21 protein-coding genes are annotated in these 24,892 nt (G+C 58.8%); 12 read left to right on the top strand and 9 right to left on the bottom strand.

Features of this window, described 5'->3' with window-relative positions; translation table 11 throughout:
* The first annotated feature begins 16 nt into the window (after positions 1 to 16).
* From fdhD to CQ009_RS11310, 3 genes are all read left to right on the top strand, one after another.
* On the top strand, positions 17 to 856 hold the full coding sequence (gene fdhD, locus CQ009_RS11300; protein ID WP_064388968.1) for a formate dehydrogenase accessory sulfurtransferase FdhD: 840 nt from the start codon (positions 17 to 19) through the stop codon (positions 854 to 856).
* A complete protein-coding gene (locus CQ009_RS11305) occupies positions 853 to 3,201 on the top strand; it encodes an FdhF/YdeP family oxidoreductase (protein ID WP_105706160.1) in 2,349 nt (782 codons plus the stop codon). The genes fdhD and CQ009_RS11305 overlap by 4 nt, the downstream gene beginning before the upstream one ends.
* 345 nt (positions 3,202 to 3,546) lie before the next feature.
* Complete coding sequence (locus CQ009_RS11310) at positions 3,547 to 4,026, top strand: glycine zipper domain-containing protein (RefSeq protein ID WP_064388970.1); 480 nt, start codon at positions 3,547 to 3,549, stop codon at positions 4,024 to 4,026.
* A gap of 55 nt (positions 4,027 to 4,081) precedes the next feature.
* On the opposite strand, the gene CQ009_RS11315 is transcribed toward CQ009_RS11310, so the two are convergent.
* The 4 genes from CQ009_RS11315 to CQ009_RS11330 form a co-directional block, all read right to left on the bottom strand.
* Positions 4,082 to 4,507, bottom strand: a complete 426-nt coding sequence (locus CQ009_RS11315; RefSeq protein WP_064388971.1) for a thioesterase family protein — start codon at positions 4,505 to 4,507, stop codon at positions 4,082 to 4,084.
* Between the two features lie 234 nt (positions 4,508 to 4,741).
* Complete coding sequence (locus tag CQ009_RS11320; RefSeq protein WP_105706162.1) at positions 4,742 to 5,968, bottom strand: 3-hydroxyacyl-CoA dehydrogenase; 1,227 nt, start codon at positions 5,966 to 5,968, stop codon at positions 4,742 to 4,744.
* A 213-nt stretch (positions 5,969 to 6,181) separates the two neighbouring features.
* Positions 6,182 to 8,110 carry an ATP-dependent DNA helicase RecQ gene (locus tag CQ009_RS11325; protein ID WP_105706165.1) on the bottom strand — a complete coding sequence of 643 codons (1,929 nt, stop codon included), beginning with the start codon at positions 8,108 to 8,110 and terminating at the stop codon, positions 6,182 to 6,184.
* A 164-nt stretch (positions 8,111 to 8,274) separates the two neighbouring features.
* A complete protein-coding gene (locus CQ009_RS11330) occupies positions 8,275 to 8,778 on the bottom strand; it encodes a hypothetical protein (protein WP_064388974.1) in 504 nt (167 codons plus the stop codon).
* A gap of 302 nt (positions 8,779 to 9,080) precedes the next feature.
* Between CQ009_RS11330 and CQ009_RS11335 the strand changes: the two genes are divergently transcribed.
* Positions 9,081 to 9,341 (top strand): hypothetical protein, encoded by a 261-nt coding sequence (locus tag CQ009_RS11335; RefSeq protein ID WP_064388975.1) that lies wholly within the window; start codon positions 9,081 to 9,083, stop codon positions 9,339 to 9,341.
* Between the two features lie 104 nt (positions 9,342 to 9,445).
* On the top strand, positions 9,446 to 10,588 hold the full coding sequence (locus CQ009_RS11340; RefSeq protein WP_064388976.1) for a hypothetical protein: 1,143 nt from the start codon (positions 9,446 to 9,448) through the stop codon (positions 10,586 to 10,588).
* A gap of 534 nt (positions 10,589 to 11,122) precedes the next feature.
* Here CQ009_RS11340 and CQ009_RS11345 read toward each other — a convergent pair.
* Together CQ009_RS11345 and hslO are read right to left on the bottom strand one after the other, a co-directional pair.
* Positions 11,123 to 12,664: a phosphoenolpyruvate carboxykinase gene (locus tag CQ009_RS11345; RefSeq protein WP_064388979.1), complete on the bottom strand. Its 1,542-nt coding sequence runs from the start codon at positions 12,662 to 12,664 to the stop codon at positions 11,123 to 11,125.
* A gap of 181 nt (positions 12,665 to 12,845) precedes the next feature.
* Positions 12,846 to 13,748, bottom strand: a complete 903-nt coding sequence (gene hslO / locus CQ009_RS11350; RefSeq protein ID WP_064388980.1) for an Hsp33 family molecular chaperone HslO — start codon at positions 13,746 to 13,748, stop codon at positions 12,846 to 12,848.
* Positions 13,749 to 13,853: 105 nt separating this feature from the next.
* Between hslO and CQ009_RS11355 the strand changes: the two genes are divergently transcribed.
* Complete coding sequence (locus CQ009_RS11355; RefSeq protein WP_064388981.1) at positions 13,854 to 14,654, top strand: phosphatase PAP2 family protein; 801 nt, start codon at positions 13,854 to 13,856, stop codon at positions 14,652 to 14,654.
* 121 nt (positions 14,655 to 14,775) lie between these two features.
* On the opposite strand, the gene CQ009_RS11360 is transcribed toward CQ009_RS11355, so the two are convergent.
* Entirely contained in the window at positions 14,776 to 15,183 is a 408-nt protein-coding gene (locus CQ009_RS11360) for an RNA-binding S4 domain-containing protein (protein WP_105706168.1), read from the bottom strand.
* A 116-nt stretch (positions 15,184 to 15,299) separates the two neighbouring features.
* On the opposite strand from CQ009_RS11360, the gene CQ009_RS11365 reads away from it, so the two are divergent.
* From CQ009_RS11365 to rimK, 3 genes are read left to right on the top strand one after another with little or no spacing between them, the layout of a single operon-like run.
* Positions 15,300 to 16,079, top strand: a complete 780-nt coding sequence (locus CQ009_RS11365) for an EAL domain-containing protein (RefSeq protein WP_105706170.1) — start codon at positions 15,300 to 15,302, stop codon at positions 16,077 to 16,079.
* A gap of 34 nt (positions 16,080 to 16,113) precedes the next feature.
* Positions 16,114 to 16,575 (top strand): ATP-dependent zinc protease, encoded by a 462-nt coding sequence (locus CQ009_RS11370; RefSeq protein ID WP_171057267.1) that lies wholly within the window; start codon positions 16,114 to 16,116, stop codon positions 16,573 to 16,575.
* Complete coding sequence (rimK, locus tag CQ009_RS11375) at positions 16,572 to 17,477, top strand: 30S ribosomal protein S6--L-glutamate ligase (RefSeq protein WP_007949201.1); 906 nt, start codon at positions 16,572 to 16,574, stop codon at positions 17,475 to 17,477. Before CQ009_RS11370 ends, rimK begins: the two co-directional genes overlap by 4 nt.
* Before the next feature lie 218 nt (positions 17,478 to 17,695).
* Here rimK and CQ009_RS11380 read toward each other — a convergent pair whose 3' ends face one another.
* A complete protein-coding gene (locus tag CQ009_RS11380) occupies positions 17,696 to 19,009 on the bottom strand; it encodes an ATP-binding protein (RefSeq protein WP_064388984.1) in 1,314 nt (437 codons plus the stop codon).
* A gap of 113 nt (positions 19,010 to 19,122) precedes the next feature.
* Positions 19,123 to 19,863, bottom strand: a complete 741-nt coding sequence (ompR, locus tag CQ009_RS11385; protein WP_064388985.1) for a two-component system response regulator OmpR — start codon at positions 19,861 to 19,863, stop codon at positions 19,123 to 19,125.
* Positions 19,864 to 20,222: 359 nt separating this feature from the next.
* Here ompR and CQ009_RS11390 point away from each other — a divergent pair, with 359 nt between their 5' ends.
* From CQ009_RS11390 to gshA, 3 genes are all read left to right on the top strand, one after another.
* On the top strand, positions 20,223 to 22,547 hold the full coding sequence (locus CQ009_RS11390; protein WP_105706172.1) for a Tex family protein: 2,325 nt from the start codon (positions 20,223 to 20,225) through the stop codon (positions 22,545 to 22,547).
* On the top strand, positions 22,547 to 22,930 hold the full coding sequence (locus CQ009_RS11395) for a PaaI family thioesterase (protein ID WP_053116527.1): 384 nt from the start codon (positions 22,547 to 22,549) through the stop codon (positions 22,928 to 22,930). Before CQ009_RS11390 ends, CQ009_RS11395 begins: the two co-directional genes overlap by 1 nt.
* A 247-nt stretch (positions 22,931 to 23,177) precedes the next feature.
* The gene (gshA, locus tag CQ009_RS11405; RefSeq protein WP_064388987.1) at positions 23,178 to 24,761 is read left to right on the top strand and encodes a glutamate--cysteine ligase; all 1,584 of its coding nucleotides are present in this window, start codon (positions 23,178 to 23,180) and stop codon (positions 24,759 to 24,761) included.
* Positions 24,762 to 24,892: the final 131 nt, after the last annotated feature.

A 24,892-nucleotide genomic window follows, 5' to 3' on the forward strand; every position in this document is an offset into this window, starting at 1 on the left:
ATCCGTCGGTGATGCCATGAACGCCAAGCGCCCAGCCTGCGCGGCGCCAGCACTCGAAACGCCCGCGCCAGCCGCCAGCCAGACTTACAGTTACAGCGATTTACCCCGTGAGGAATCGGCCAGCACCGCGCTGGCCGAAGAAGTCGCGTTGGCGATCGCGTACAACGGCATCAGCCAAGCAGTGATGCTGGTGACACCGACCGACCTTGAAGACTTCATCGTCGGCTTCAGCCTCGGCAGCGGCATCATCGAAGACGCGACAGACATCTACGACCTGCAACTGACCGGCGCCGGGTCTGCGCAATACGCGCAAGTGACCATCGCCAACCGCGCGTTCTGGAACCTCAAGCAACAGCGCCGGCAACTGGCGGGCACCAGTGGTTGCGGACTGTGCGGCGTTGAAGCCGTTGAGCAGGCGCTGCCCGATCTCCAGGTTTTGGCCGGCGCGCCGTTGCCGCCGATTGAATGGCTGGACGGTTTGCGCCAGCGCATCGGCGCGTTTCAACCTTTAGGTCAGCACTGCGGCGCGGTGCACGCGGCGGTGTTCATGAATGCCAGCGGCGAATTGCTGCTTGGGCGCGAAGACATCGGCCGACACAACGCCCTCGACAAACTGATCGGCGGCCTCATCCGGCAAAAGATATCCACAGCAGGCGGACTGGCGATTGTCACCAGCCGTTGCAGCCTCGAATTGATCCAGAAAGTCTTGCGTGCCGGCATCCAGACCCTGGTCAGCCTGTCCGCACCCACCGGCCTTGCCGTGCAATGGGCCCGTCGACACAACCTCAATCTCATCCACCTGCCGCAGAAAAGTGCGCCGCGGGTGTACAGCCCCGCGATGGAGAATCAAGCGTGAGCCAACATCATCAAGCCGACCAGAAACCTGTCCCGCGTTACAAGCCTTACAAAGGTGCCGCCGGCGGCTGGGGTGCTCTGATCAGTGTGGCTCAGGCCTGGTTGACCAGCGACAACGCCCTGAAAAACCTGCGCATGATGCTCAAGACCAACCAGAACGGCGGATTCGACTGCCCGGGCTGCGCGTGGGGTGATTCGCCGGAAAGCGGCATGGTCAAGTTCTGCGAGAACGGCGCGAAAGCGGTGAACTGGGAAGCGACCAAACGCCGCGTGGATGCCAAGTTCTTCGCCAAGCACAGCGTCACTTCGTTGCTGGAGCAGAGCGACTACTGGCTGGAGTATCAGGGTCGTCTGACCGAGCCAATGGTTTACGACGCCGAAACCGACCGCTACAAGCCGATCAGTTGGGACGACGCCTACACCCTGATCGCCAAGCACCTGCAAAGTCTGCCGAGCCCGGATCTGGCCGAGTTCTACACCTCGGGTCGCGCCAGCAACGAGGCGGCGTACCTGTATCAGCTGTTCGTGCGCGCTTACGGCACCAACAACTTTCCTGACTGCTCGAACATGTGCCACGAAGCCAGCGGTGTGGCATTGGCGCAAAGTGTCGGCGTCGGCAAAGGCACCGTGACCTTCGACGATTTCGAACATGCCGATGCGATCTTCGTTTGGGGCCAGAACCCGGGCACCAACCACCCGCGCATGCTCGAACCACTGCGTGAAGCGGTGAAACGCGGCGCGCAAGTGGTGTGCATCAACCCGTTGAAAGAGCGTGGCCTGGAACGTTTCCAGCACCCGCAGCACCCGATTGAAATGCTCACCAACGGTGACAAGCCGACCAACACTGCGTATTTCCGTCCAGCCCTCGGTGGCGACATGGCGCTGCTGCGCGGCATGGCCAAGTTTCTCCTGCAGTGGGAGCGCGACGCGCAGAAGGCCGGCGAACCTGCCGTGTTCGATCACGACTTCCTCAATGCCCACAGCGCCAACGTGCTGGAGTATCTCGGTGTGGTCGATGACACACCGTGGGAGCAGATCGTCGCGCAATCGGGCCTGACCCTGGTCGAGATCGAACAAGCCGCACGCATGTACGCCAAAGGCAAGAACGTGATCATGTGCTGGGCGATGGGCATCACCCAGCATCGCCATTCGGTGCCGACCATTCAGGAAATCGCCAACCTGATGCTGCTGCGCGGCAACATCGGCAAACCGGGTGCAGGTCTGTGCCCGGTGCGCGGCCACAGTAACGTGCAAGGCGACCGCACGATGGGCATCAACGAGCGTCCGCCGGTGGCGTTCCTCGATTCGCTGGAGCGACGCTTCCAGTTCAAAGTACCGCGTCATAATGGCCATAACGTGGTCGAGGCGATCCATGCGATGGCCGAGGGACGCGCCAAAGTCTTTATCGGTCTGGGCGGCAACTTCGCCCAAGCCACGCCGGACAGCCCGCGTACGTTCGCCGCACTGAGCAATTGCGACCTGACCGTGCAGATCAGCACCAAACTCAACCGCAGCCACCTGGCCCACGGTAAAGACGCGCTGATCCTGCCGTGCCTCGGTCGCACCGACATCGACATCCAGACCGAAGGCCCGCAAGCGGTCACCGTCGAGGACTCGTTCAGCATGGTTCACGCCTCCAATGGTCAGTTGCAGCCACTGTCGAACCAGATGCGTTCGGAGCCGTCGATCATCGCCGGCATCGCTGCCGCCACTTTGGGCAGCAAACCGGTGGACTGGAACTGGCTGGTGGCCGATTACGGACGCATTCGCGAACTGATCGCCGACACCATTCCGAATTTCAAAGAGTTCAACGAGAAGATCAAAAACCCGGGCGGTTTCTACCTCGGCAACAGCGCCGGCGCACGCAAGTGGAACACGCCGTCGGGCCGGGCCAACTTCCGCGCGAACATGTTGCCCAAGGATCTGGTGCACGAACGCACCCGCGCGACCGGACAACTGCCGGATCTGATCCTGCAATCGATGCGTTCCCACGATCAGTACAACACGACGATTTATGGTCTCGACGACCGTTATCGCGGGGTCAAGGGACAGCGTGACGTGTTGTTCGCCAATGAGGCCGACATCATTCGTCTGGGCTTCCGTCCGGGGCAGAAGGCTGACATTGTTTCGATATGGGACGATGGTCGTGAGCGTCGGGTGAAGGGCTTCACCTTGCTGGCGTTTGATATTCCAGCGGGTCAAGCGGCGGCTTATTACCCGGAAGTGAATCCGTTGGTGCCGCTGGAGAGCACCGGGGATGGCAGCCATACGCCAACGTCGAAGTTCATTGCGATTCGGCTGGAAGCGGCGAGTGAAACCGGGTTGATCATGGCCAAGTCGGCTTAACTCGGTTTCAGTCCGATTGCCATCGCGAGCAGGCTCAATCCTACAGTTGATCGTGTTTTACCTGTAGGAACGCAGTCACTTTAGGAGTGAGCCTGCTCGCGATAGCGGTTTTAGATGCAACGAACTTCTCTGCATTTGTCTCTTTTCAACGCCCACAAAAAAGGCCGTTTTTTCACAAAAACGGCCTGTCCGAAGTAGCTAAAGACCGGCGAAAAACGGTTAAGTTCCGCTGATAAAACAGCAACTTGCAAAATTGTATACAAGTCGTGTTATTCGTCGGATTTCGATTGTCACGCTTGTTACACAGCCTCAGGATCGGCGCCGTCATCCCTTTGAGGCTCATCTATGAAGTTCTCCTCGATTCTCTTGTTGTCCCTTGGCCTGGTCAGTGGTTTTGCTTCCGCAGGCGGCACCACCGAAGCAGGTGTGGGCGGCGCATTGGGCGGGGTTCTTGGCTCGGTCGTCGGTCAGTCCTTAGGCGGCAATACAGGTTCCACCATCGGCGCAGCCTTGGGCGGCGCGGGTGGTAGTGCGGTCGGCGCCGACAAACGTAGCCGTGGCGAAGCCGCCATCGGTGGTGCGTTGGGCGCGGCCGGCGGTAACGTGGTTGGCCGCAGCATGGGCGGCACCACCGGCAGCCTGATCGGCTCCGCCGCAGGTGGCGGCGCCGGTGGCGCGCTGGGTAACTACATGGGCAACAAGAGCGATGACGACGATCGTCATTACGATCGCGGTCGTGACCGTCGCTACTATCGCGATGATCACCGTGGTCGCGGTCATGCCTATGGCCACCGCAAGCACCACAAGTACTATCGCCATCACTAAGGCGAGTGCTTGAATAAAAATCGCAGCCCGAGGGCTGCGATTTTTTTTGTTTTTTTCAAACCACCAGGCGTTCCAGCGCCTCGCGTAACCTGACAGGGATCGGCACCGGCTGATTGCTTGCCCGATCAACGAATACATGCACGAAGCGCCCGGCCGCACAGGCCTCGTTTTCACCGACCTTGAACACCGCCAATTCGTATTGCACCGAACTGTTGCCCAGCTTGCCGACCCGCAGACCGATCTCGATCAGATCCGGAAAGGCGATCGAGGCGAAGTAGTCACAGGCCGAACTGACCACGAAACCCACCACGTCGCCGTCATGAATATCCAGACCACCGACCTGAATCAGGTAAGTGTTCACGGCCGTGTCGAAGAAGCTGTAGTAGGTAACGTTGTTGACGTGACCGTAGGCGTCGTTGTCGTGCCAGCGCGTGGTGATGGGCTGGAAGTGTGGGTAGTCGGTGCGTTGAGGGGTGGACATGGCTGGGCTGGTTCTCTTGTTTTTTCAGTGAGGGCGCTTGCCCTCACCCTAGCCCTCTCCCAGAGGTGAGGGGACTGACCGAGGTGTTCTCTCGAAATACACCGACCTGATCCTCCGAGTCGGACTCAAATGTTGAAACCTACGCAGATCGGCTCCCTTTCCCCTCGCCCCCTTTGGGGGCGGTCCGACGTTTCGGGAGGGCTGGGGTGAGGGGGATCGATTCTGGCGGCGACATCACATTTGAGCAAACCCCTTCCCTTGCGCCGCCAACTCACCAATCAACCGCGCCGGTTTCCACTGATCGCCCTGTCGCGTCTCCAGCGCCAGCAAGCGCTGATGAATATCCACCAGCCCTTGCTGATCCGCCCAGGCCATCGGCCCGCCCTTGTCCGCCGGGAAGCCGTAGCCGTTCAGGTATACCAGATCAATGTCATGCGCAGACTCTGCAATGCCTTCCTGGAGAATCTTCGCGCCTTCGTTGACCAATGCCAGCAGGGAGCGCTCGAGAATCTCCTCCGCACCGATCTCACGACGCTGGAAGCCCAACCCTTCGCTGACCTGCAAGACCAGCGCATCGACCTCAGGATCATGCTCAGCCTGACGGCTGCCCGGCTCGTAATGGTAATAGCCGTTGCCAGACTTTTGCCCAAAACGGCCCATTTCGCACAGACGGTTATCCACCTGCACCTCTGGCGCATCCTGGCCCTTGCCGGCCAACTCACGCGCGCGCCATTCCAGATCGATGCCGACCACGTCGTACATGCGGAACGGCCCCATGGCGAAACCGAACCCCTGCAACGCCGCATCGACCTGCTGTGGATAAGCGCCTTCAAGCAACATCTTGCGCGCCTCCAGCACATACGGATGCAGCATGCGGTTGCCGATAAAGCCGTGGCAGTTGCCGGATACCACGCTGACTTTGCCCATGCGTTTGCCCAGCGCCAGCGCCGCTTCCAGCGCGGCCGGTGAAGTCTGAGCACCCCGGACGATTTCCAGCAGTTTCATGATGTGCGCCGGGCTGAAGAAATGCAGGCCGAGCACCTGAGTCGGGCGCTTTGTCGCCGCGGCAATCGCATCGATATCCAGTGCTGAGGTATTGCTCGCCAACAGCGCTTCAGGCTTCAACAAACCATCCAGCTCGCGGAAGATTTTCTGCTTGAGCTCAAGATTCTCGTACACCGCTTCGATCACCAGATCGACATTACGAATCGCCGCGTAATCCGCCGCCGCACTGACCCGGGCAACGCGCGCATCAGCCTCGGCCTGATCAATCCGCCCCTGCCGCACGTTGTGTGCATAGGTGTCGGCGACAGTCGCGAGTGCCTGTTCAAGCATCTGTGGGTTGTTATCTACCCACTGCACCGTCACGCCGGCATTGGCCAGGCACATGACAATGCCACGGCCCATGGTGCCCGCACCGATCACGGCAGCCTGCTGAATATCGAAAGATGTCTGGCTCATGTTGTTCTCTTGTTGGCGATCCGAAGACAGATCCCAACCATAGTCAGCCCGCCATGGTTTTTGAAGTTTATTACCGTGATGATCGACATTCAGCGGATGGATGGAGCCCCCGCCTTGATGACACTTGACGTAGGAGCTGCCGAAGGCTGCGATCTTTTGATGGTGATTTTTTCAAGAGCAAAAGATCGCAGCCTTCGGCAGCTCCTACAGCGATCAGAGGTGCTCTTGCGCCCAGCTGCGGACTTCGGCGTAGGGATATTCCTCCAAGGCAGCAAACCCGGGAATAGCGCGCGCCTTGAGTTTGGTGAACAAAGGCACGCTGATGCCGCACAAGAACCGCGTCAGCCGCTCCGCCGTCGGGATGACCCCGGTGTGCTGCTCATGCCTGTGGATAAAATCGCCACACAACGCCGCAAAGTTTTTATCCACAAGCGCTGGCAACTCCGGTGGTGCCGGCAACCGCGCAACCTGCCCGTGACACACCGAACAATGCCCACACTGTTCGGGCGCATTGTGATCACCAAAATACTCCGCCAGGCGATAACCCAGACAGCGTTCGCTGGCGAACACTTCAAGCATCGCGTGGATGCGCGCCACTTCGGCCCGCTCATGTCGGGTGAAATAGTCATGCAGCTCAGCGCTCAGGGCATCGCTGTCAAAGTCACTATTGAGCAGGCTGTAGACCTCAGTCATCTGCTTGCTTTCAAGCTCGACCCAACCCTTCTCCTGAAAGTAATCCAGCGCCGTCACCACCCGGTTACGCTCCGCCGAATACTGCGCGTACATCGCGTCGAAATTCACCGTGGCCCAGGTGCGTGCGCGGGTCGAGGTCTGGATGAGCGCCGCGACGAAAGCCCTGCGCTCGCCCTCGAATCGCTCAAGGATTGCCTCAGGCTCCAGCAGGTATTTGAAACGGTACTCGGCGTAATACGCATAGCGCGGCGCAATCAAGCCGTGCAGTTCCAGTTGCACCAGCAATGTCTTCAGCGGCAACGAACGAATATTGCTTTGATCCGCCAGCGGTCCGAGCAAGAACTCCCACTGCCCTTCCGGCACCGATGCTTTCAATTCGTCGAGCACATAGCGAATGCCTTCGCGTTCCGGCGTGTCGCCGTAAACGAAGTTTTCCAGCACGTTGAGGCTGTCGCGATTGGCCAGCACCAGACAGTCCGACGGCTGCCCGTCACGCCCGGCGCGACCGATTTCCTGGCTGTAGTTTTCGATGGATTTGGGCAGGTCGAAGTGCACGACATTGCGGATGTCACTTTTGTCGATGCCCATGCCAAAAGCGATGGTCGCGACGATGCAATTGGATTGCCCGGCCATGAAGCGTTTCTGGATCGCTTCGCGTTTGTCGTGGGGAAGGCCTGCGTGATAAGCCTCGGCCTGAATGCCGTTGCGCTCGAGATGTTCGGCGATATGCTCTGCGGTTTTCTGCAAGGTCACGTAGACGATGCTTGGTTGCCCCGGCCGCTCGGTCATCCACTCGACCAGACGCCGCCGCTTGTCCTGGCCACGTACCGGTTCCACCAGCAGATTGAGGTTGGGCCGATAGAAACCGGTGGTTACCACATCGTCAGGGGCGATGGCGAATTTGGCCTGCATGTCGGCGATCACTTTCGGCGTGGCGGTGGCCGTCAGCAGCAAGGTCTGCGGGATGTTGAACTGGCGCTGATAGTCCGGCAGTTTGAGATAGTCGGGGCGGAAATTGTGGCCCCACTCCGAGATGCAATGCGCCTCGTCTACCACCAGCAACGAGATCGGTACTTGCTGCAGAAAGTTACGGAAGCGCTCGTTTTTCAAACGCTCGACAGAGATCATCAGGATCTTCAGCTCACCCGAACGGGCACGAGCCATGGCGTCATTGGCGTCTTCGCGGCTCTGTGCCGAATCGATGCTGCCCGCCGGGATTCCGTGACGTTGCAGGAATGCCAACTGGTCCTGCATCAACGCCAGCAATGGCGAAACCACCAGCGTCAGGTGCGGCAGCAACAGCGCCGGCAATTGGTAGCAAATCGATTTTCCGGAACCTGTTGGAAAAATCGCCGCCGCCGAACGCCCGGCCAATACAGCGCTGATCGCGGCCTCTTGCCCAGGCCGAAACTGTGGATAACCAAAAACCTGTTCCAGGGTGTTGTGCATTCGCTGTCACTCCGTTGACTGCTGTAATGCCAACAGCCTAGCGGGCGATCGCAGCGAGTCGAGAAAAGGTCAGGGCCAAATCGATTCGCAATGATACAGCGGATCCACTAACCCTGGTGGCAGCGAGCCTGCTCGCAAAGAGGCCGGTCAACCCGACGCAAGACTCACGGTTGCAGCACGGCCACCCGCAGTTGCTCGTCGAGCACGCGCTCATGCACATCCAGGCTTCTGCTCGCCCACAACGCATGCGCCGGACTGATATCGCCGGTAAATGCCGCCGACAACTGACGCAGATCGGCAACACTGCGCACCCGCGGACAAAATGGTTGCCCGTCACAGTCCTGACTGGCGTGGCGATAGGTCGCGAGCAAGCGATCCCACAGATTGTCGCGCACTTGCCGGATTGACTTGAGCTGAACGTGCGAGACGCCCAAACGTTGCTCAAGCCCGGACTCGTCCAGCGCTTCGCTTGCCAGCAAGGCTTTGCCGAACATCAACACTTCAGCGCGAGAGGCGGTGTCGAGATTCGTCTGGCTGGCGAGCGTTTCTGGCCAACCGGTGCGGTCGAGATGATTGAGCACCAGCACGTTGCCGGCTTCGGCCGCTAACGTCATGCGGCAACCACTGACCCACAGCAACACAATCGAGGCCATTCGTAGCCATTGCATACCTAATTCCCTTTAAGCGTGTATCGGACGTTTGGAAACGTCCCACAGATTCTGGCGCGCACCATACAGAGGTTTACTGCGAAGCGCCTGACAAACCCGTAGGAAATTTTTCGCGTAGGGGTTTTGCCTGAAAAAACCCCTGAATACGCGTAGGGCAAATGCCCGCACCACGGAAAAACCCCTACGAATTCTGTCCACTTCGGCGGTCTTGTTCGGCTGCGTAACGCTCTCCTATAGTGGCCGGCGCGGCTGAAATACCCTGTCGGCCCGAACGAGCGCCTTTGCAAAGGACCCGCCTCACCATGATCAACCGCTATCGCCCTCTCAAGACTTGCTACAGCGAAAACCCTGTATTGGTCATCGACACGCACGCCAGCCACGGCGACTTGCTCGATGCTGCAGACCAGCGTCTGCGCGCCGCCAGTGATTTGCTGGAAACGCTCTATTGTTTGTGTTTCAAACAATCTGACGTAAAAGACATACCCAACATCGTCAACGCACTTTATTTATTGATCAAAGATGGCTGCGACTTGCTCGAAGTTGCCAAACAAACACCATCCTGAGCGAGACAAACTTCAAAACTACAAACCTGGAAACAACACATCGCTTTATTTATTAACCTTATCAACACTAAGTTGCTGCTCTTACATTAACCAAGGGCAACACCATGACAGTTTTAACCATCTTTTTTTGTGGCACCGGCTCCAACAAGTTCGATAATAATCATGAGAACTTCTGGGATGGCGAGATCGTTTCGACCCTCGCTTCGAATCATACCGGCCACGAGTTTGCGGAGTTTATCGTGGTCGACGGCCCTGGCAGCGGCAACTTGCAAGCCGACGACCTGTTTACCAAAACCAAGGAATACGGCCTGACCGGCACCCTGTTTGGCACAGGCTGGGAGGAAAACGTAATGCACGCCATGAACATCATCAAAGGCAAGTGCGACTGGCAGCGCCAGCAACTGACCGAGGCGGAATACAACCGCCTGAAGGCTGCCGGTATTCCTATTGAAGATGTAGAGATCAAAGGTTCCTGGTTCTGGCGTAAATATAACTACGGCGACCGTAGCGTTACCCAGCAGAAGTTACAGGAACAAATCATCAAGACTTTCCGTAAAGACGGCATCATTCCGACAAAGGTTAATCTGGTCGGCTGGAGCCGCGGCGGCATTAGTTGCCATATGTTGGCCAACGCAATGTTCAAGGACAGCGCACTGAAAAACATCCCGGTAAACATTTTTGCCATTGATCCGGTACCGGGAATTGGCAACTTTCAGGATGAGCGGGTCAAGCTGGCCAGCAACGTCAAGGAATACGTCGGTTTCTACGCCCGCGACGAGCGCTCCAAAGGCTTCAGTTGCGTGATCCCGCAAACCGCCACGGGCACCAAAACCTCTGTCTATCCAATGGCCGGCCGTCACGCCACCCTGGCCGGCAATGCTACCGCCGGCGGCGGCGTACCGACCAACAGCAGCGACATGAAAGCGCTCGTCGATCCTGGCCGGATCGTCCGCCATCTCGCCGAAACATGTCTCAAGCGTTGGGGCGTGTCTCTGACGAAAACGCTTAACCTGAGCGATGCCGACCTGAAAACGCTCACCGCCAACGTCGTTCGCGACGAAGCGAAATACAAACTGATGCACAAACTTTCCTACACCTACTTTACCGAACTGGACAAAGGTGAGCGCTATGTTTCTCTGGGCAGTAAAGGCGTGCCGTTCTCGACGGTGAAAGGTGCGATTTACTCGCCGGCGACCGGGCTGGCGACGAGTGTGCTGGATATTTCGGCGTATGCGCATTTGCGTTGAAAGGTGATGATCAGACGATAGCGACGTCCGGCAAAATCTTCGTCCGGTTCCTACAGGATTAGAGTCTTTGTCGCCTATCGAGGCTTGAGGGTGTGAGCCTATAGTCGTGACTGTCGCTGACCAATCAGTGGCTCGGGCTTGGTCACCCGATTGGATCGTATATACGCATGCGCTGTATGCTGCGGGCACTTAATTGCCTGCAGTTTTAGAGCAAGACATGATTCGATTGGGTGCAACAGATGAACCGGGTTATCGCCAGCAAGACGCAAGTCTTCTCTATTCAAAGAATCCCGCTAGCAAAGGTCCGGCGAGTAAACCAACGCACGGGGTACCAAAAGCAGGAAAAATTCCGACGTCACAAACAAATGTTGTCGAAGCCGCAAATGTTAGTGAAGAGCGTCTCAAGAACTTCCCACTGTACTCACTCACTGTCTTCGTTACTGAAGAAAACGCTAAAACAAGACGCATAACAGGAAAAACGCCCACAAAAAAGCCGCCCCAAAGGGCGGCTTTTTCATTCACCCCAAACCAATCTTATAACTTCGGCCCAGCAGCCTTGATCGCGTCGCTCACTTCGAACTTCTTGAAGTTCTCGATGAACAGACCGGCCAATGCTTTGGCAGCCTCGTCGTACGCAGCCTTGTCAGCCCAGGTGTTGCGTGGGTTGAGCAGGTTGGTTTCAACGCCCGGTACGGCCAGGGGCACGTCGAGGTTGATGGTGTCGAGGTGCTCGGTGGCAGCACCGATCAGCGCGCCGCTCTGGATCGCTGCGATCACCGCACGGGTGGTCGGGATGTTGAAGCGTTTGCCAACGCCGTAGCCGCCGCCAGTCCAGCCTGTGTTGACCAGGTAAACCTTGGAGCCGAAACCGCGGATGCGCTTGATCAGCAGCTCTGCGTATTCGCCGGCCGGGCGCGGGAAGAACGGTGCGCCGAAGCAGGTGGAGAAGGTCGACTTGATGCCGCTGCCCGAACCCATTTCAGTCGAGCCCACCAGAGCGGTGTAACCGGACAGGAAGTGGTAGGCCGCTTGTTCTTCATTGAGGATCGACACTGGCGGCAGGACGCCGGTCAGGTCGCAGGTCAGGAAGATCACCGCGTTTGGCTCGCCACCGAGGTTGTGCTCGGAACGCTTGGCAACGTGCTCCAGCGGGTAAGCGGCGCGGCTGTTCTGGGTAAGGCTGACATCGGCGTAGTCGGCGTGCTTGGCATCGTCGATAACGACGTTTTCCAGTACTGCGCCGTGCTTGATGGCTTTCCAGATAACCGGCTCGTTCTTCTCGGACAGATCGATGCACTTGGCATAGCAACCGCCTTCGATGTTGAACACCACGCCTTCGCCCCAGCCGTGTTCGTCGTCACCGATCAGGTAACGGCTTTCGTCGGCCGACAGGGTGGTTTTACCGGTGCCAGACAGACCGAAGAACAGGGTCACGTCGCCTTCTTCGCCGATGTTGGCAGCGCAGTGCATTGGCAGCACGTCAGCAGCCGGCAGCAGGAAGTTCTGCACGGAGAACATGGCTTTCTTCATTTCACCGGCGTAACGCATGCCAGCGATCAGCACTTTCTTCTGCGCGAAGTTGAGGATCACGCAACCGTCGGAGTTGGTGCCGTCACGCTCAGGCACGCACTCGAAGTTGGCGACATTGAGCACTTGCCACTCTTCACGGCCAGCCGGGTTGTACTGGGCCGGATTGATGAACAGGCAACGACCGAACAGATTCTGCCAGGCAGTCTGGGTGGTCATTTTCACGGCCAGGTAGTGATCTTCGGCCGCGCCTACATGCACGTGGGAAACGAAGTGCTCTTGCGCGTTGTTGAATGCTTCTACGCGGTCCCACAGGGCATCGAACTTGTCGGCCGGGAACTTGCGGTTGATCGGGCCCCAGGCGATAGCAGCCTGAGTGGAAGGCTCTTCAACGATGAAACGATCGACTGGCGAACGGCCGGTGCGATGACCGGTGCGGACTACCAGAGCGCCGGTATCGGCAAGCTCGCCCTCACCGCGATTCAGGGCTTCTTTTACCAGATCATCAACACTCAGATCGGTGTACACGGCGTTATTGGCTTGCGTCATGAGGTTCCCCGTCGGCCAGTGGCCGAGTGTGCTCCAAACGTTTTGTAGTAGAAAGTCGTGCACTACTACCGCGAAAAAAGTGGGCCGGATTATGCCAGAAAAGCCCAAAAAGAGTAGGGCCCTCCCGTCGTAACGGCGTAATTGCGCGTTTGAGCAGTGAATTTACCTGCGCTGAACCGTTTTAGTGCCGGGTATCGGATGGCGTGTCGACACCTGCACCGGCGAATAATTGAGCGATATCGGCTGCATCGAACAGGTATCGCTCGTTGCAGAACTGGCAATCGATCTCGACGGTGCCACCCTGTTCGGCAACCAAGGCTTGCGCATCTTCCAGACCCAGACTGACCAGCGCATTGCCCGAGCGTTCCCGCGAGCAACTGCAACGGAAGCGCAGATTCTGCACATCGAACAGACGCACCTGCTCTTCGTGGTAAAGGCGATGCAGGACGGTTTCGTTGTCCAGGCTGAGCAGTTCATCGGCAGTCAGCGTGCTGGCCAGTGCGGTGATGTGCTGCCAGCTGGCGGCGCGATCTTCTTCGTCCTTCAAACGGTCCGCCGGCAATTGCTGGAGCAGCAGACCACGGGCGCGACGGCCATCGGCGTAGAGCTTGAAGCGCGTGCCGACCTGCTGCGACATGACGAAATAATTGGTGAAACAGTCGGACAACGTTTCGCCGTCGAGATCGACAATGCCCTGGTAGCGCTGGCCAACCGTGGGGTCGATGGTCAAGGCCAGAACGCCGTTCGGCATAAGGTCGGCGAGGGTCGCGTCCGGCGCGATCTGATCCGCGTGATAACGCGCCAGACCACGGATGTCGCGCTCGCTGGAGCACTCGATCATCAGCATCGGGATCGGTCCTTCGGAACGCGCCTGCAGAATCAGCAGTCCGTCGAACTTCAGGGTGCCAACCAGCAAAGAGGCAGCCGCCATCAACTCGCCCAGCAATTGCGCAACCGGCTCCGGGTACGGGTGCTTGGCAAGAACCTCGGCGTAGCTGCGCTCAAGCGCCACCAGTTCGCCGCGAGTGTCGCTGTCATCGAAGATGAAGCGTTGAGTGAAATCGGTATCCGGTAGGTCGGTCATAGGTCTGGGTATCTGAATGTGGTGACAAAATGGTTACAAGACGTGAAAATTTGCGCTTCTCGGCACACTTTTTGGTGCTGACTGTTCAGCCATTGGAGGCATTTTATGAACAATCCGGGTTTGTTCCAATCAAGGTGGAACCTCGGCCGGCTGGTTCTGTGCAACGTAGTGCCATTAGCGCTACTGGCTTTCTGGTTATGGCCTACGGGCAACTCGCTGTGTGTGATTTTCGACGAGTGGCTGTTCCGCTCGCTCAATGCACCACTGGCCAGCAACCCCATATGGCTCCACATCTGGGCAATTGCAAGTCTGCGTCCGTTCGACATCGTCGTCGGCTTGATTCTGCTGACGCTGCTGATCAAGGGCGACTGGGTGTTCAAGGCGATTGATGTGCGCCGGGCTTTTTTCGGGTTTCTGTCGATTCTGTTGTTGATGGTGGTGATTCGCGCACTGTTTTCCAAATTCGCCGACTACATGGATTGGCAGCACAGCAGTCCGTCGATGGTGCTGGAAGGCGCCGTGCACATCAGCGATTACTTCCCGAATCTGGAAAAAACCTGGGAGCTGAAGGACCGTTCCGGCCAGAGCTTTCCCGGTGACCATGCTTCGGTGCTGCTGATCTGGGCACTGTTCATGGGCGTGTTCAGCCGCACAGTCGGACAGTTTTTGACCGTGTGGGGCCTGGCAGTGTTGTTCATGTTGCCGCGGCTGGTAGCGGGGGCGCACTGGGGTCAGGACGATTACATCGGTGGCGTGTTGCTGGCGGTGTGGGCGTTGGGCTGGGGTTATTACACGCCGTTTGCTTATCACGCCTCGAACTTCTGGCTGAAGGTGACGGCGCCGATCTTTGCGTTACTGGGCAAGTTGCCGCTGGTTGCGCGGATGAGTGTGGTGCGTAGCGCCTGATACCGAGCTGTCTTCGGCGAGGGCTGCGCCCTCGATTCGCGAGCAGGCTCGCTCCCACATTGGAATGCAATCTCCTGTGGGAGCGAGCTTGCTCGCGAAGAGGCCAGCACCAACAACGCGATTATTCGTCGTTACTGCCGCCTCGAAACTTGAACAAATCCCGCCGCTGTTTTTTGCTCGGTTTGCCATCCGTGGTAACGCCCAGCGCGCCCGCCTTGCGCATTGCCGCAGCCGCTTCACGTTTGGCAATACTCGCCTCGGTCTCCGCGTACAACGTCTGCGCCTCCGGTGCGCCGCGGCGCACGATCGACAACGCCTCGACCTTCACCGTACGCACTTCGAACCCCATACGAATTTCGAACTCATCGCCAATACGTGGCTCTTTACCAGGCTTGCAGCGCTCGCCTCGACAATGCACCTTGCCACTCTCGATCGCCGCTTTGGCCAACGCGCGGGTTTTGTAAAAACGCGCAGCCCATAGCCACTTGTCGAGACGGACCTTGTCGTCCTCGTCGCTTTTTTGTGCCATTTGAATTCCTCGTTCGGCCAGTAGTCGGAACTGTACTACCGATTCTGTCGGGCGCAAGAACTCGGTCGTCCAGATAAACTGTGATCTTGGCCGGTTCATCGGCATGGAGTGATCGAGTGACAAAATTCCCATCTTCATTAACTTCACCCAAGGCCGGTTGCCAGGGCTGCCAGCAAAGCGAGCCGCTGGGCTTCGAGTTTTCCTTCGCCTACCAACCGATCGTCGATCTGCGCGATCAGTCGGTTTTTGCCCACGAGGCGCTCGTCCGTGGTGTGGCCGGTGAAGGCGCGTTCACCGTGTTGGATCAGGTTACAGAAGATAATCGCTACCGTTTCGACCAGCTCTGCCGGACCCGCGCCATCGAAGGCGCGGCTAATCTAAATATGCCGACACATTTGTCGATCAACTTCATGCCCAATGCCGTCTATCGTCCAGAGTTATGCATTCGCAGTACGTTGGAGGCGGCAAAAAAATACAATTTCCCGATCAATCGACTGATTTTCGAAACGCTGGAAAGCGAGCACGTAGATAACTATCGCCATTTGACCAATATTCTGCGTGAATACCGCGAATTCGGCTTCAAGACCGCCATCGACGATTTCGGTGCCGGTTATTCGGGGCTCAATCTGCTGGCTGATTTCCAACCGGACCTGATCAAACTCGACATGGCGCTGATCCGCAATGTCGATCAAGACCGTGTTCGTCAGGCGATCGTCCGGGGGATTGTCACAATCTGTGCGGAGTTGGACGTTACAGTCATTGCCGAAGGCATCGAGAGCGCCGGTGAACGGGACTTCCTGGCGGACTGTGGAATATTTCTGATGCAAGGCTACTGGTTCGCCAGACCTGCATTCAAAGCGTTGGCCCAGGTTTCACCTGAAGCCTGGAAGCGTTAATCGTTGGTTTTTTCCATTGAAGACATTTGACCATTTGACCGTTGTCGGTCTGCGCGAGTGGGTGGCGCTTCCGGATTTGGGAGTCGCGGGCCTGCGGGCGAAAATCGACACCGGTGCCAGCACCTCGAGCCTGCATGCCACCGACATCGAACCGTTCGAACGCGACGGCGAGAAGTGGGTGCGCTTCACCGCGCACCTGGGCACGGTGGTGCAGTTGCGTCATCGGCGTTGTGAAGCACCGCTGGTGACGCGCAAAACCATTAAAAGCTCCAACGGTCATGCGCAGGTGCGCTACGTGATCAGCACCACCCTGGCCCTCGGTGATCGGGTCTGGCCGGTCGAGTTCACCCTCGCCTGCCGCAAGTCCATGCGTTATCGCCTGTTGCTCGGTTCCAAAGCCCTGATCGATGGCCAGTTGGTGGTCAATCCGGGCATCAAATATGTACAAGACAAGCCGGTGTTCCCGGTATCTACCTCCTCCACAGGTGTTGCATGAAGATCGCTGTGCTGTCGCGGAACCCGCGTCTGTATTCCACCCGCCGTCTGGTCGAAGCCGGAACCGAGCGCGGGCATGAAATGGTAGTGATCGACACTTTGCGCGCCTACATGAACATCGCCAGCCACAAGCCGCAGATTCACTATCGCGGCAAACCGCTGGAAGGCTTTGATGCGGTGATTCCGCGGATCGGCGCGTCGGTGACGTTCTACGGCTGCGCGGTGTTGCGCCAGTTCGAAATGATGGGGGTGTTCCCGCTCAACGAATCGGTGGCGATTGCCCGTTCGCGAGACAAATTGCGCTCGCTGCAACTGCTGTCGCGTCGAGGCATTGGTCTGCCGGTGACCGGGTTTGCCCACTCGCCCGACGACATTCCCGACCTGATCGACATGGTCAACGGCGCACCGCTGGTGATCAAAGTGCTGGAAGGCACCCAAGGCATCGGTGTGGTGTTGTGCGAAACCGCGACGGCAGCCGAATCGGTGATCGAGGCGTTCATGGGCCTGAAGCAGAACATCATGGTTCAGGAATACATCAAGGAAGCGGGCGGCGCGGATATTCGCTGCTTCGTGGTCGGCGACAAAGTCATCGCCGCCATGAAACGTCAGGCCAAACCGGGCGAGTTCCGTTCAAATCTGCATCGCGGCGGCAGCGCCAGCCTGATCAAGATCACCCCGGAAGAACGCATGACCGCATTGCGCGCCGCCAAAGTCATGGGCTTGGCGGTGGCGGGTGTGGATATCCTGCGCTCCAATCACGGGCCGTTGGTGATGGAAGTGAACTCGTCGCCGGGGCTGGAAGGGATCGAGACCACCACAGGGAAGAACGTGGCGGGGATCATCATTGAGCATCTTGAGAAGAATGGCGGGCCGAATATGACCCGCACCAAAGGCAAGGGCTAGAGCGAAGAGCAAGAAACCCCTCACCCTAACCCTCTCCCAAAGGGAGAGGGGACTGATTGGGGGATGCAGAAGAGATACGCCGACCTGATCCTGCTGTGCCGAATCCACAATCGCCCCAGTCTTTCAGGTCGACGTATGACCCCAGACACCTCGGTCAGCTCCCTCTCCCTCCGGGAGAGGGCTGGGCGGGCGGCGTTCCGATGAGGGGCTTTAGGGGGTTAGACGGCGTCTCTTGGTAACATCAACCCCAGCGGCAATCTCACCCGCGCCTCCAGCCCTCCCCCGGACCGGTTACGCAATTCAACATTGCCGCCGTGCATCGAAGCAATCCGCTTCACGATCGCCAAACCCAAGCCAGTACCCTTCCCGCCCCGCGCACGATCGCCTCGGGTAAACGGGTTGAAAATCGCCTCAAGCTCCGAAGGATCAATCCCCGCCCCCCGGTCCATCACGCTCAACACCACATATGGCGCGCTGACGTCACCGGACACATACGCCGCGACTTCAACGTTACCGCCGGCATGGTTCAAGGCGTTGCCAATCAGGTTGTTGAGCAGGCGTTTCATCGATACCCGACGCAGCGGAAACGGCTGGATCGGCTCAAGGCGCAAGCGCACTTTCTCTTCGTTCTGGTTGTACGGCGCGGCGACTTCACGCACCAGATCGCTGAGATCGACCTCTTCCACCGACTCGTCACGACCATCACGAATGAACGCGAGGAACTGGTCGAGAATCGCGTCCATGTCCTCGATGTCACGCACCATGTCGTCAGTCAGATCGGTGTGGTCGCCCATCAGCTCCAGCGATAATCGCAAGCGCGTCAACGGTGTGCGCAAGTCATGGGACACGCCGGCCAGCATCAACTCACGCTCGCGTCCGGCCTGCTCGACGTCTTCGGCCATCTGGTTGAAGGCACGGTAAACCTCGGTCATCTCGCTCGGCGTATCGCTGATCGGCAGACGCACACTGCGGCCCTGGCCGAGTTGCCGGGCGGCATAGACCAGACGCTTCAATGGCTGGTTTAGCTGACTGACGAAAATCCACGCCGACGCGGTCGAGAGCAAACCGATGGCGAGGAACCAACCCAGTACGTTCCAGATTTTCTGGCCACGCAACGGATGCGGATACAGCGGCACTTTCAGCCAGCCATCACCCAGGCTCGGCGCACGAACCCACAACGCCGGCGGTGAGTGCATGCGCAAACGCACTTCGGTGTCGGCGCCAAGCTCCGCCTGCATCTGGCGCTGGTAGATTTCGCTGTACGGCCAATGCTGTTCGCCTTCCGGCACACCGGCACCGACCACCCGGATCAGGGTCGCAGCATCGGCGATCTTCGCGCGGTTTTCTTCGTCGGCCGCCCAATAGGCACGCAGCGTCAGGGCGACGCCGTGGCTGTATTGGCGGTCCACCAGCACGTCTTCGTTCATCAACAGATAAACCAGGGTCAGCGCCTTGGAAAACAGCACGACGATGAGCACCAGCCAGAGGGTGCGAGAGAAAAAGCTTTGGGGGAACCAGACGGGGGTTTTCATCTTTAACCGCTACACACTTGCAGGAGCGAGCAATGCTCGCATATTGCGGATTGCGAGTCTGCGGGCATGGCCATTCGACCAAAACCTGCAGACCCGCTCCTACAAATCACCGATCACTTGGTGGCGGCACCATCGGGTACGAACACGTAGCCCACGCCCCAGACGGTCTGGATATAGCGCGGTTTTGACGGATCCGGCTCGATCATGCGGCGCAGACGGGAAATCTGCACATCGATGGAACGCTCGAGGGCATCCCACTCGCGGCCACGGGCCAGGTTCATCAGTTTGTCGCGGGTCAGCGGCTGACGCGCGTTCATCACCAGGGCCTTGAGTACCGCAAACTCACCGGTGGTGAGCATGTGCACTTCGTCGCCGCGTTTCAGTTCGCGAGTGGCCAGCGACAACACGTAATCACCAAAGGTGACGTTTTCGTCTTCGCTGCCCGGCGCGCCCGGCACCGGTGCAGCCTGACGACGCAGGACGGCTTTGACCCGGGCCATCAGCTCGTCCGGGTTGAACGGCTTGGCCAGATAGTCGTCGGCGCCCAGTTCCAGGCCCTTGATACGGCTCAACTCATCGCCTTTGGCGGTGAGCATGATGATCGGGATCTGATTGTTCGCGCCACGCAAGCGGCGGCAAGCGGTCAGACCGTCTTCGCCGGGCAGCATCAGGTCGAGGACGACCAGATTGAAAACTTCACGCGACAGCAGACGATCCATCTGTTCGGTGTTCGGTACGGTACGGGCGCGGTAGCCCTTGCTGACGAAAAAACGTTCCAGCAGGCTGCTAAGGCCCGGATCGTCGTCAACGATGAGAATTTTTTCGCCTTCAGCAGTTTGTGCAGTGCTGCTCATTGGATGCTCCTTTTAGCTCGGCGCGCATTATGGCGTAGCTGCCGTTATACGCACCGTGTGCATTGTTAGCAGATTTTTCCTTCACTGCCAGAAAACCGGGGTTTATGCCTACAGACTGCAACGCCCCCGAATGACAGAACGCTGGTTATAATGCGCGGCGTTTTGTGCCAGGCAACGTCTGAATCGTTACCGTAAATGGCCGGCACTTTTTCCCGGAATTTTGCAGTAATTGTTCGATTTCACGGGTCAATGGGCTGCCTTTTGACCCAGGCAGCGGCAATTTTCTAGCCGCCCAACCAGACTCCGGGCCTTTATTTGCGTGCCTGAGAGCCTGCTTTCACAATATGTCAGGTGGTTTTATGGACAGCATCAACAGCCGCATTGCCGAGGAACTCGGTGTACGCCCACAACAGGTCGAAGCGGCCGTCGCGCTACTCGATGAAGGCTCTACCGTTCCCTTCATCGCCCGTTACCGGAAAGAAGTCACCGGCAGCCTCGATGACACCCAGTTGCGTCATCTGGAAGAACGTCTGCGCTACCTGCGAGAACTCGACGAACGGCGCATCAGCATCCTCGCCAGCATCGAAGAGCAAGGCAAACTCACCCCGGCTCTCGAGCGCGACATCAAGCTTGCCGATACCAAGACCCGCCTCGAAGACTTGTACCTGCCGTACAAGCAGAAGCGCCGCACCAAGGGCCAGATCGCCCTGGAAGCCGGCCTCGGCGACTTGGCCGACGGCCTGTTCAACGACCCGAACCTGGCCCCGGAAACCGAAGCCGCACGCTTCGTTGACGCCGAAAAAGGCGTGGCCGATGTGAAAGCTGCGCTGGAAGGCGCGAAATACATCCTCATGGAACGTTTCGCCGAAGACGCCAGCCTGCTGGAAAAACTGCGCAACTACCTGAAGCAGGAAGCGACCCTCAGTGCTCGCGTCATCGCTGGCAAGGAAGAAGAAGGCGCCAAGTTCCGCGACTACTTCGAACACGACGAACCGCTCAAAAGCATGCCGTCGCACCGCGCGCTTGCCATTTTCCGTGGCCGCAACGAAGGCATTCTCAGCTCCGCGCTGAAAGTCGGCGACGAGCTGCCGGGCACCATGCACCCATGCGAAGGCATGATCGGCCAGCAATTCAACATCCAGAACCAGAACCGCCCGGCCGACAAATGGCTCGGCGAAGTGGTGCGCTGGACGTGGAAGGTCAAGCTCTACACGCACCTGGAAACCGACCTGCTCGGCGAACTGCGCGACGGCGCCGAAACCGAAGCAATCAACGTGTTCGCCCACAACCTGCACGACTTGCTGCTGGCCGCCCCGGCTGGCCCGCGCGCAACCCTGGGTCTCGACCCGGGCCTGCGTACTGGCTGCAAGGTTGCTGTGGTCGACTCGACCGGCAAACTGCTCGATCACGCCACGGTTTACCCGCACGTGCCGCACAACAAGTGGGATCAGACCATCGCCATTCTGGCCGCCCTGTGCGCCAAGCATTCGGTTGACCTGATCGCCATCGGCAACGGCACCGCCAGCCGCGAGACCGACAAACTGGCAATCGAACTGATCAAAAAATATCCAGCGATGAAGATGACCAAAGTCATGGTCTCTGAAGCCGGCGCTTCGGTGTACTCGGCGTCGGAACTGGCGGCCAAGGAATTCCCGGATCTGGATGTGTCGATCCGGGGCGCGGTGTCCATCGCTCGCCGCTTGCAGGATCCCCTGGCTGAACTGGTGAAAATCGATCCGAAATCCATCGGTGTCGGCCAGTACCAGCACGACGTTTCGCAGCTGAAACTGGCGCGTGGTCTGGATGCTGTGGTCGAGGACTGCGTGAACGCCGTTGGCGTTGATGTGAACACAGCATCCGTAGCGCTGCTGGCCCGCATCTCCGGCCTCAACGCGACCCTGGCGCAAAACATCGTTACTCACCGCGACGAGCATGGCGCGTTCAAAACCCGTGCAGCACTGAAGAAAGTCGCACGTCTGGGCGAAAAAACCTTCGAACAGGCTGCCGGTTTCTTGCGCGTGATGAACGGCGACAACCCGCTGGATTCGTCGGCCGTTCACCCGGAAGCCTATCCGCTGGTACAGCGCATTGCCGCTGAAACCGACCGCGACATCCGCTCGCTGATCGGCGATGCCGGGTTCCTCAAGCGTCTGGATCCGAAGAAATTCACCGACGAGACCTTCGGTCTGCCGACCGTGACCGACATCATCCAGGAACTGGAAAAACCGGGCCGCGACCCGCGTCCGGAGTTCAAGACCGCCGAGTTCCAGGAAGGCGTCGAAGATCTGAAAGACCTGCAACTGGGGATGATCCTCGAAGGCGTCGTCACCAACGTGACTGCGTTCGGTGCCTTCGTCGACATCGGTGTGCATCAGGACGGTCTGGTGCACATCTCGGCGCTCTCGGAGAAATTCATCAAGGATCCACGTGAAGCGGTGAAGGCCGGCGACGTGGTGAAAGTGAAGGTCATGGAAGTCGATATTCCGCGCAAACGCGTTGGCCTGTCGATGCGCATGGGCGACACCCCGGGCGAGAAAATCGACGGTGCCCGTGGCTCGCGTCCGGGCTCGGCCCAACGCCAGCCTTCGAACAACGCGCCACGCAAGGAAACCGCCACCGCCGCGCCAGTGAACAACGCGATGGCCTCGCTGTTCGCCAACGCCAAGCAGTTGAAGAAACGCTGATGGAGATTCCGGCCGGGCTCGTCGAGAGCGCGTTTTTCAAGCTGTTGGGCTGCCGCCTGCACAGCCTGGAAACCGGGGTGGCGCAAGTCGCCCTGGTGCTGGAACCGGAACTGCGCAACCGCGGCGGCAAATTGCACGGTGGCGCGCTGTTCAGTCTGGTCGACATCGCCATGGGGCTGGCCTGTTCCAGCACCCACGGTTTCGATCAGCAGAGCGCGACCATCGAGTGCAAGATCAACTATATCCGCGCCGTTTCCGACGGCGAGGTCATGTGCACGGCGCGGGTCATCCACCCGGGCCGCCGCACGTTGGTGGTTGAAGCCGACGTGATGCAGGGCGACAAACTGGTCGCAAAAGCACAAGGCACGTTCGCTGTCCTGTAGCTACCGGTCATCATTTTGAGTTAATTTCGGCGCAATGAATCCTGTAGGAGCTGCCGAAGGCTGCGATCTTTTGATCTTGCTATTGAAAAACAAAATCAAAAGATCGCAGCCTTCGGCAGCTCCTACAGGGTATGTGTGTGGATGACCGGCTAGAAAAACCAGGCGAAAACGCCAGTTTCAACTTCACCCTTGTAGACCGTCCTGCCCACCCCCATATTGGGGCGACTGACGCGTGAAGGAATCCAAATTGAGCGAACTTCTCAACCGCCGCCTGGCTCTGCTCGGCGAGCGCGCTAACCTCTCTCTGCTCGAGCAGTGCCTGCACGGTATCGAACGTGAATGCCTGCGCGTGACCAGTGAAGGTCGCCTGGCGCAAACGCCGCACCCCGAAGCCTTGGGTTCCGCGCTGACCAACGAACAAATCACCACCGACTACTCCGAGTCGCTGCTGGAATTCATCACGCCCGCCCTGCCGGATCCGGCCGATACGCTGGCGAGCCTGGACAAGATTCATCGTTTTGCCTACAGCAAACTCGGCAACGAGTACCTGTGGAGTCCATCAATGCCGTGCCCGTTGCCGGCCGAGGAAGACATCCCGATCGCCTATTACGGCACCTCCAACATCGGTCAGCTCAAGTACGTCTATCGCAAGGGCCTGGCCCTGCGTTACGGCAAAACCATGCAGTGCATTGCCGGAATTCACTACAACTTCTCCCTGCCGGAACAGCTCTGGCCGTTGCTGCGCGAAACCGAAGGCTTTGTCGGCACTGATCGCGATTTTCAGTCGTTTTCCTACATCGCGCTGATCCGCAATTTCCGTCGCTACAGCTGGCTGCTGATGTACCTGTTCGGTGCCTCGCCAGCGCTCGACGCCGGATTCCTGCGTGGTCGTTCGCATCAGCTGGAACAGCTCGACCCGGACACCTTGTATCTGCCGTACGCCACCAGCCTGCGCATGAGCGACCTCGGTTACCAGAGCAACGCCCAGGCCGGTCTGACGCCGTGCTACAACGATCTGGCGAGCTACACCGACAGCCTGCGCAAAGCCGTGGCCACGCCGTACGCGCCGTACGTCGAAGTCGGCACGCACAAGGATGGTGAGTGGGTGCAGCTCAACACCAACATCCTGCAGATCGAAAACGAGTACTACTCCAACATCCGCCCGAAACGCGTGACCTACACCGGCGAACGGCCGATTCAGGCGCTGGTGGCGCGTGGCATTCAGTACGTTGAAGTGCGTTGCCTGGACATCAACCCGTTCCTGCCGATGGGCATTGACCTGACCGAGTCGCGCTTCCTCGACGCGTTCCTGCTGTATTGCGCGTTGAACGACAGCCCGTTGCTGACCAACACCTCGTGCGGCAATGCGACGTCGAACTTCCTCAGCGTGGTCAAGGAAGGTCGTCGTCCGGGCCTGCAATTGCAGCGTGACGGTGAATCGGTGGAGATGAAGACCTGGGCTGCCGAGTTGCTGGAGCAAATCGCGCCACTGGCAGCGCTGCTCGATCAGAGCCATGGCGGCGATGCCCACAGCAAGGCGCTGGATGCGCAACTGGCCAAGGTCAGCGACCCGTCCCTGACGCCGTCTGCGCAAGTTTTGGCGGCGATGGCCGAGCACAAGGAAAGCTTTGCGCAGTTCTCCCTGCGTCAGAGCCAGGCGCATGCCGAGTTTTTCCGTAGCGAGCCTTTGGCGGCGGATGAGCAGGCGAAGTTTGAGGAGTTGGCGCGTACTTCTTTGGCAGCGCAGGCTGAGCTGGAGCAGAACGAGGTGGGGGATTTTGATGTGTTTGTCGGGTCGTATCAGGCGAGCATTCTCGCGATCAGCAACTAAAAGCCCCCTCACCCTAGCCCTCCCGAAACGTCGGACCGCCCAGAGGGAGAGGGGACTGACCGCGGTGTTGATGCGAAGTACACCGACCTGAAATACCCAGCCGAACTCAAGTCTGAAGCATCCCCCGATCG

It is taken from the genome of Pseudomonas sp. MYb2, from assembly GCF_002979955.1.
Taxonomy (GTDB): Bacteria; Pseudomonadota; Gammaproteobacteria; order Pseudomonadales; family Pseudomonadaceae; genus Aquipseudomonas.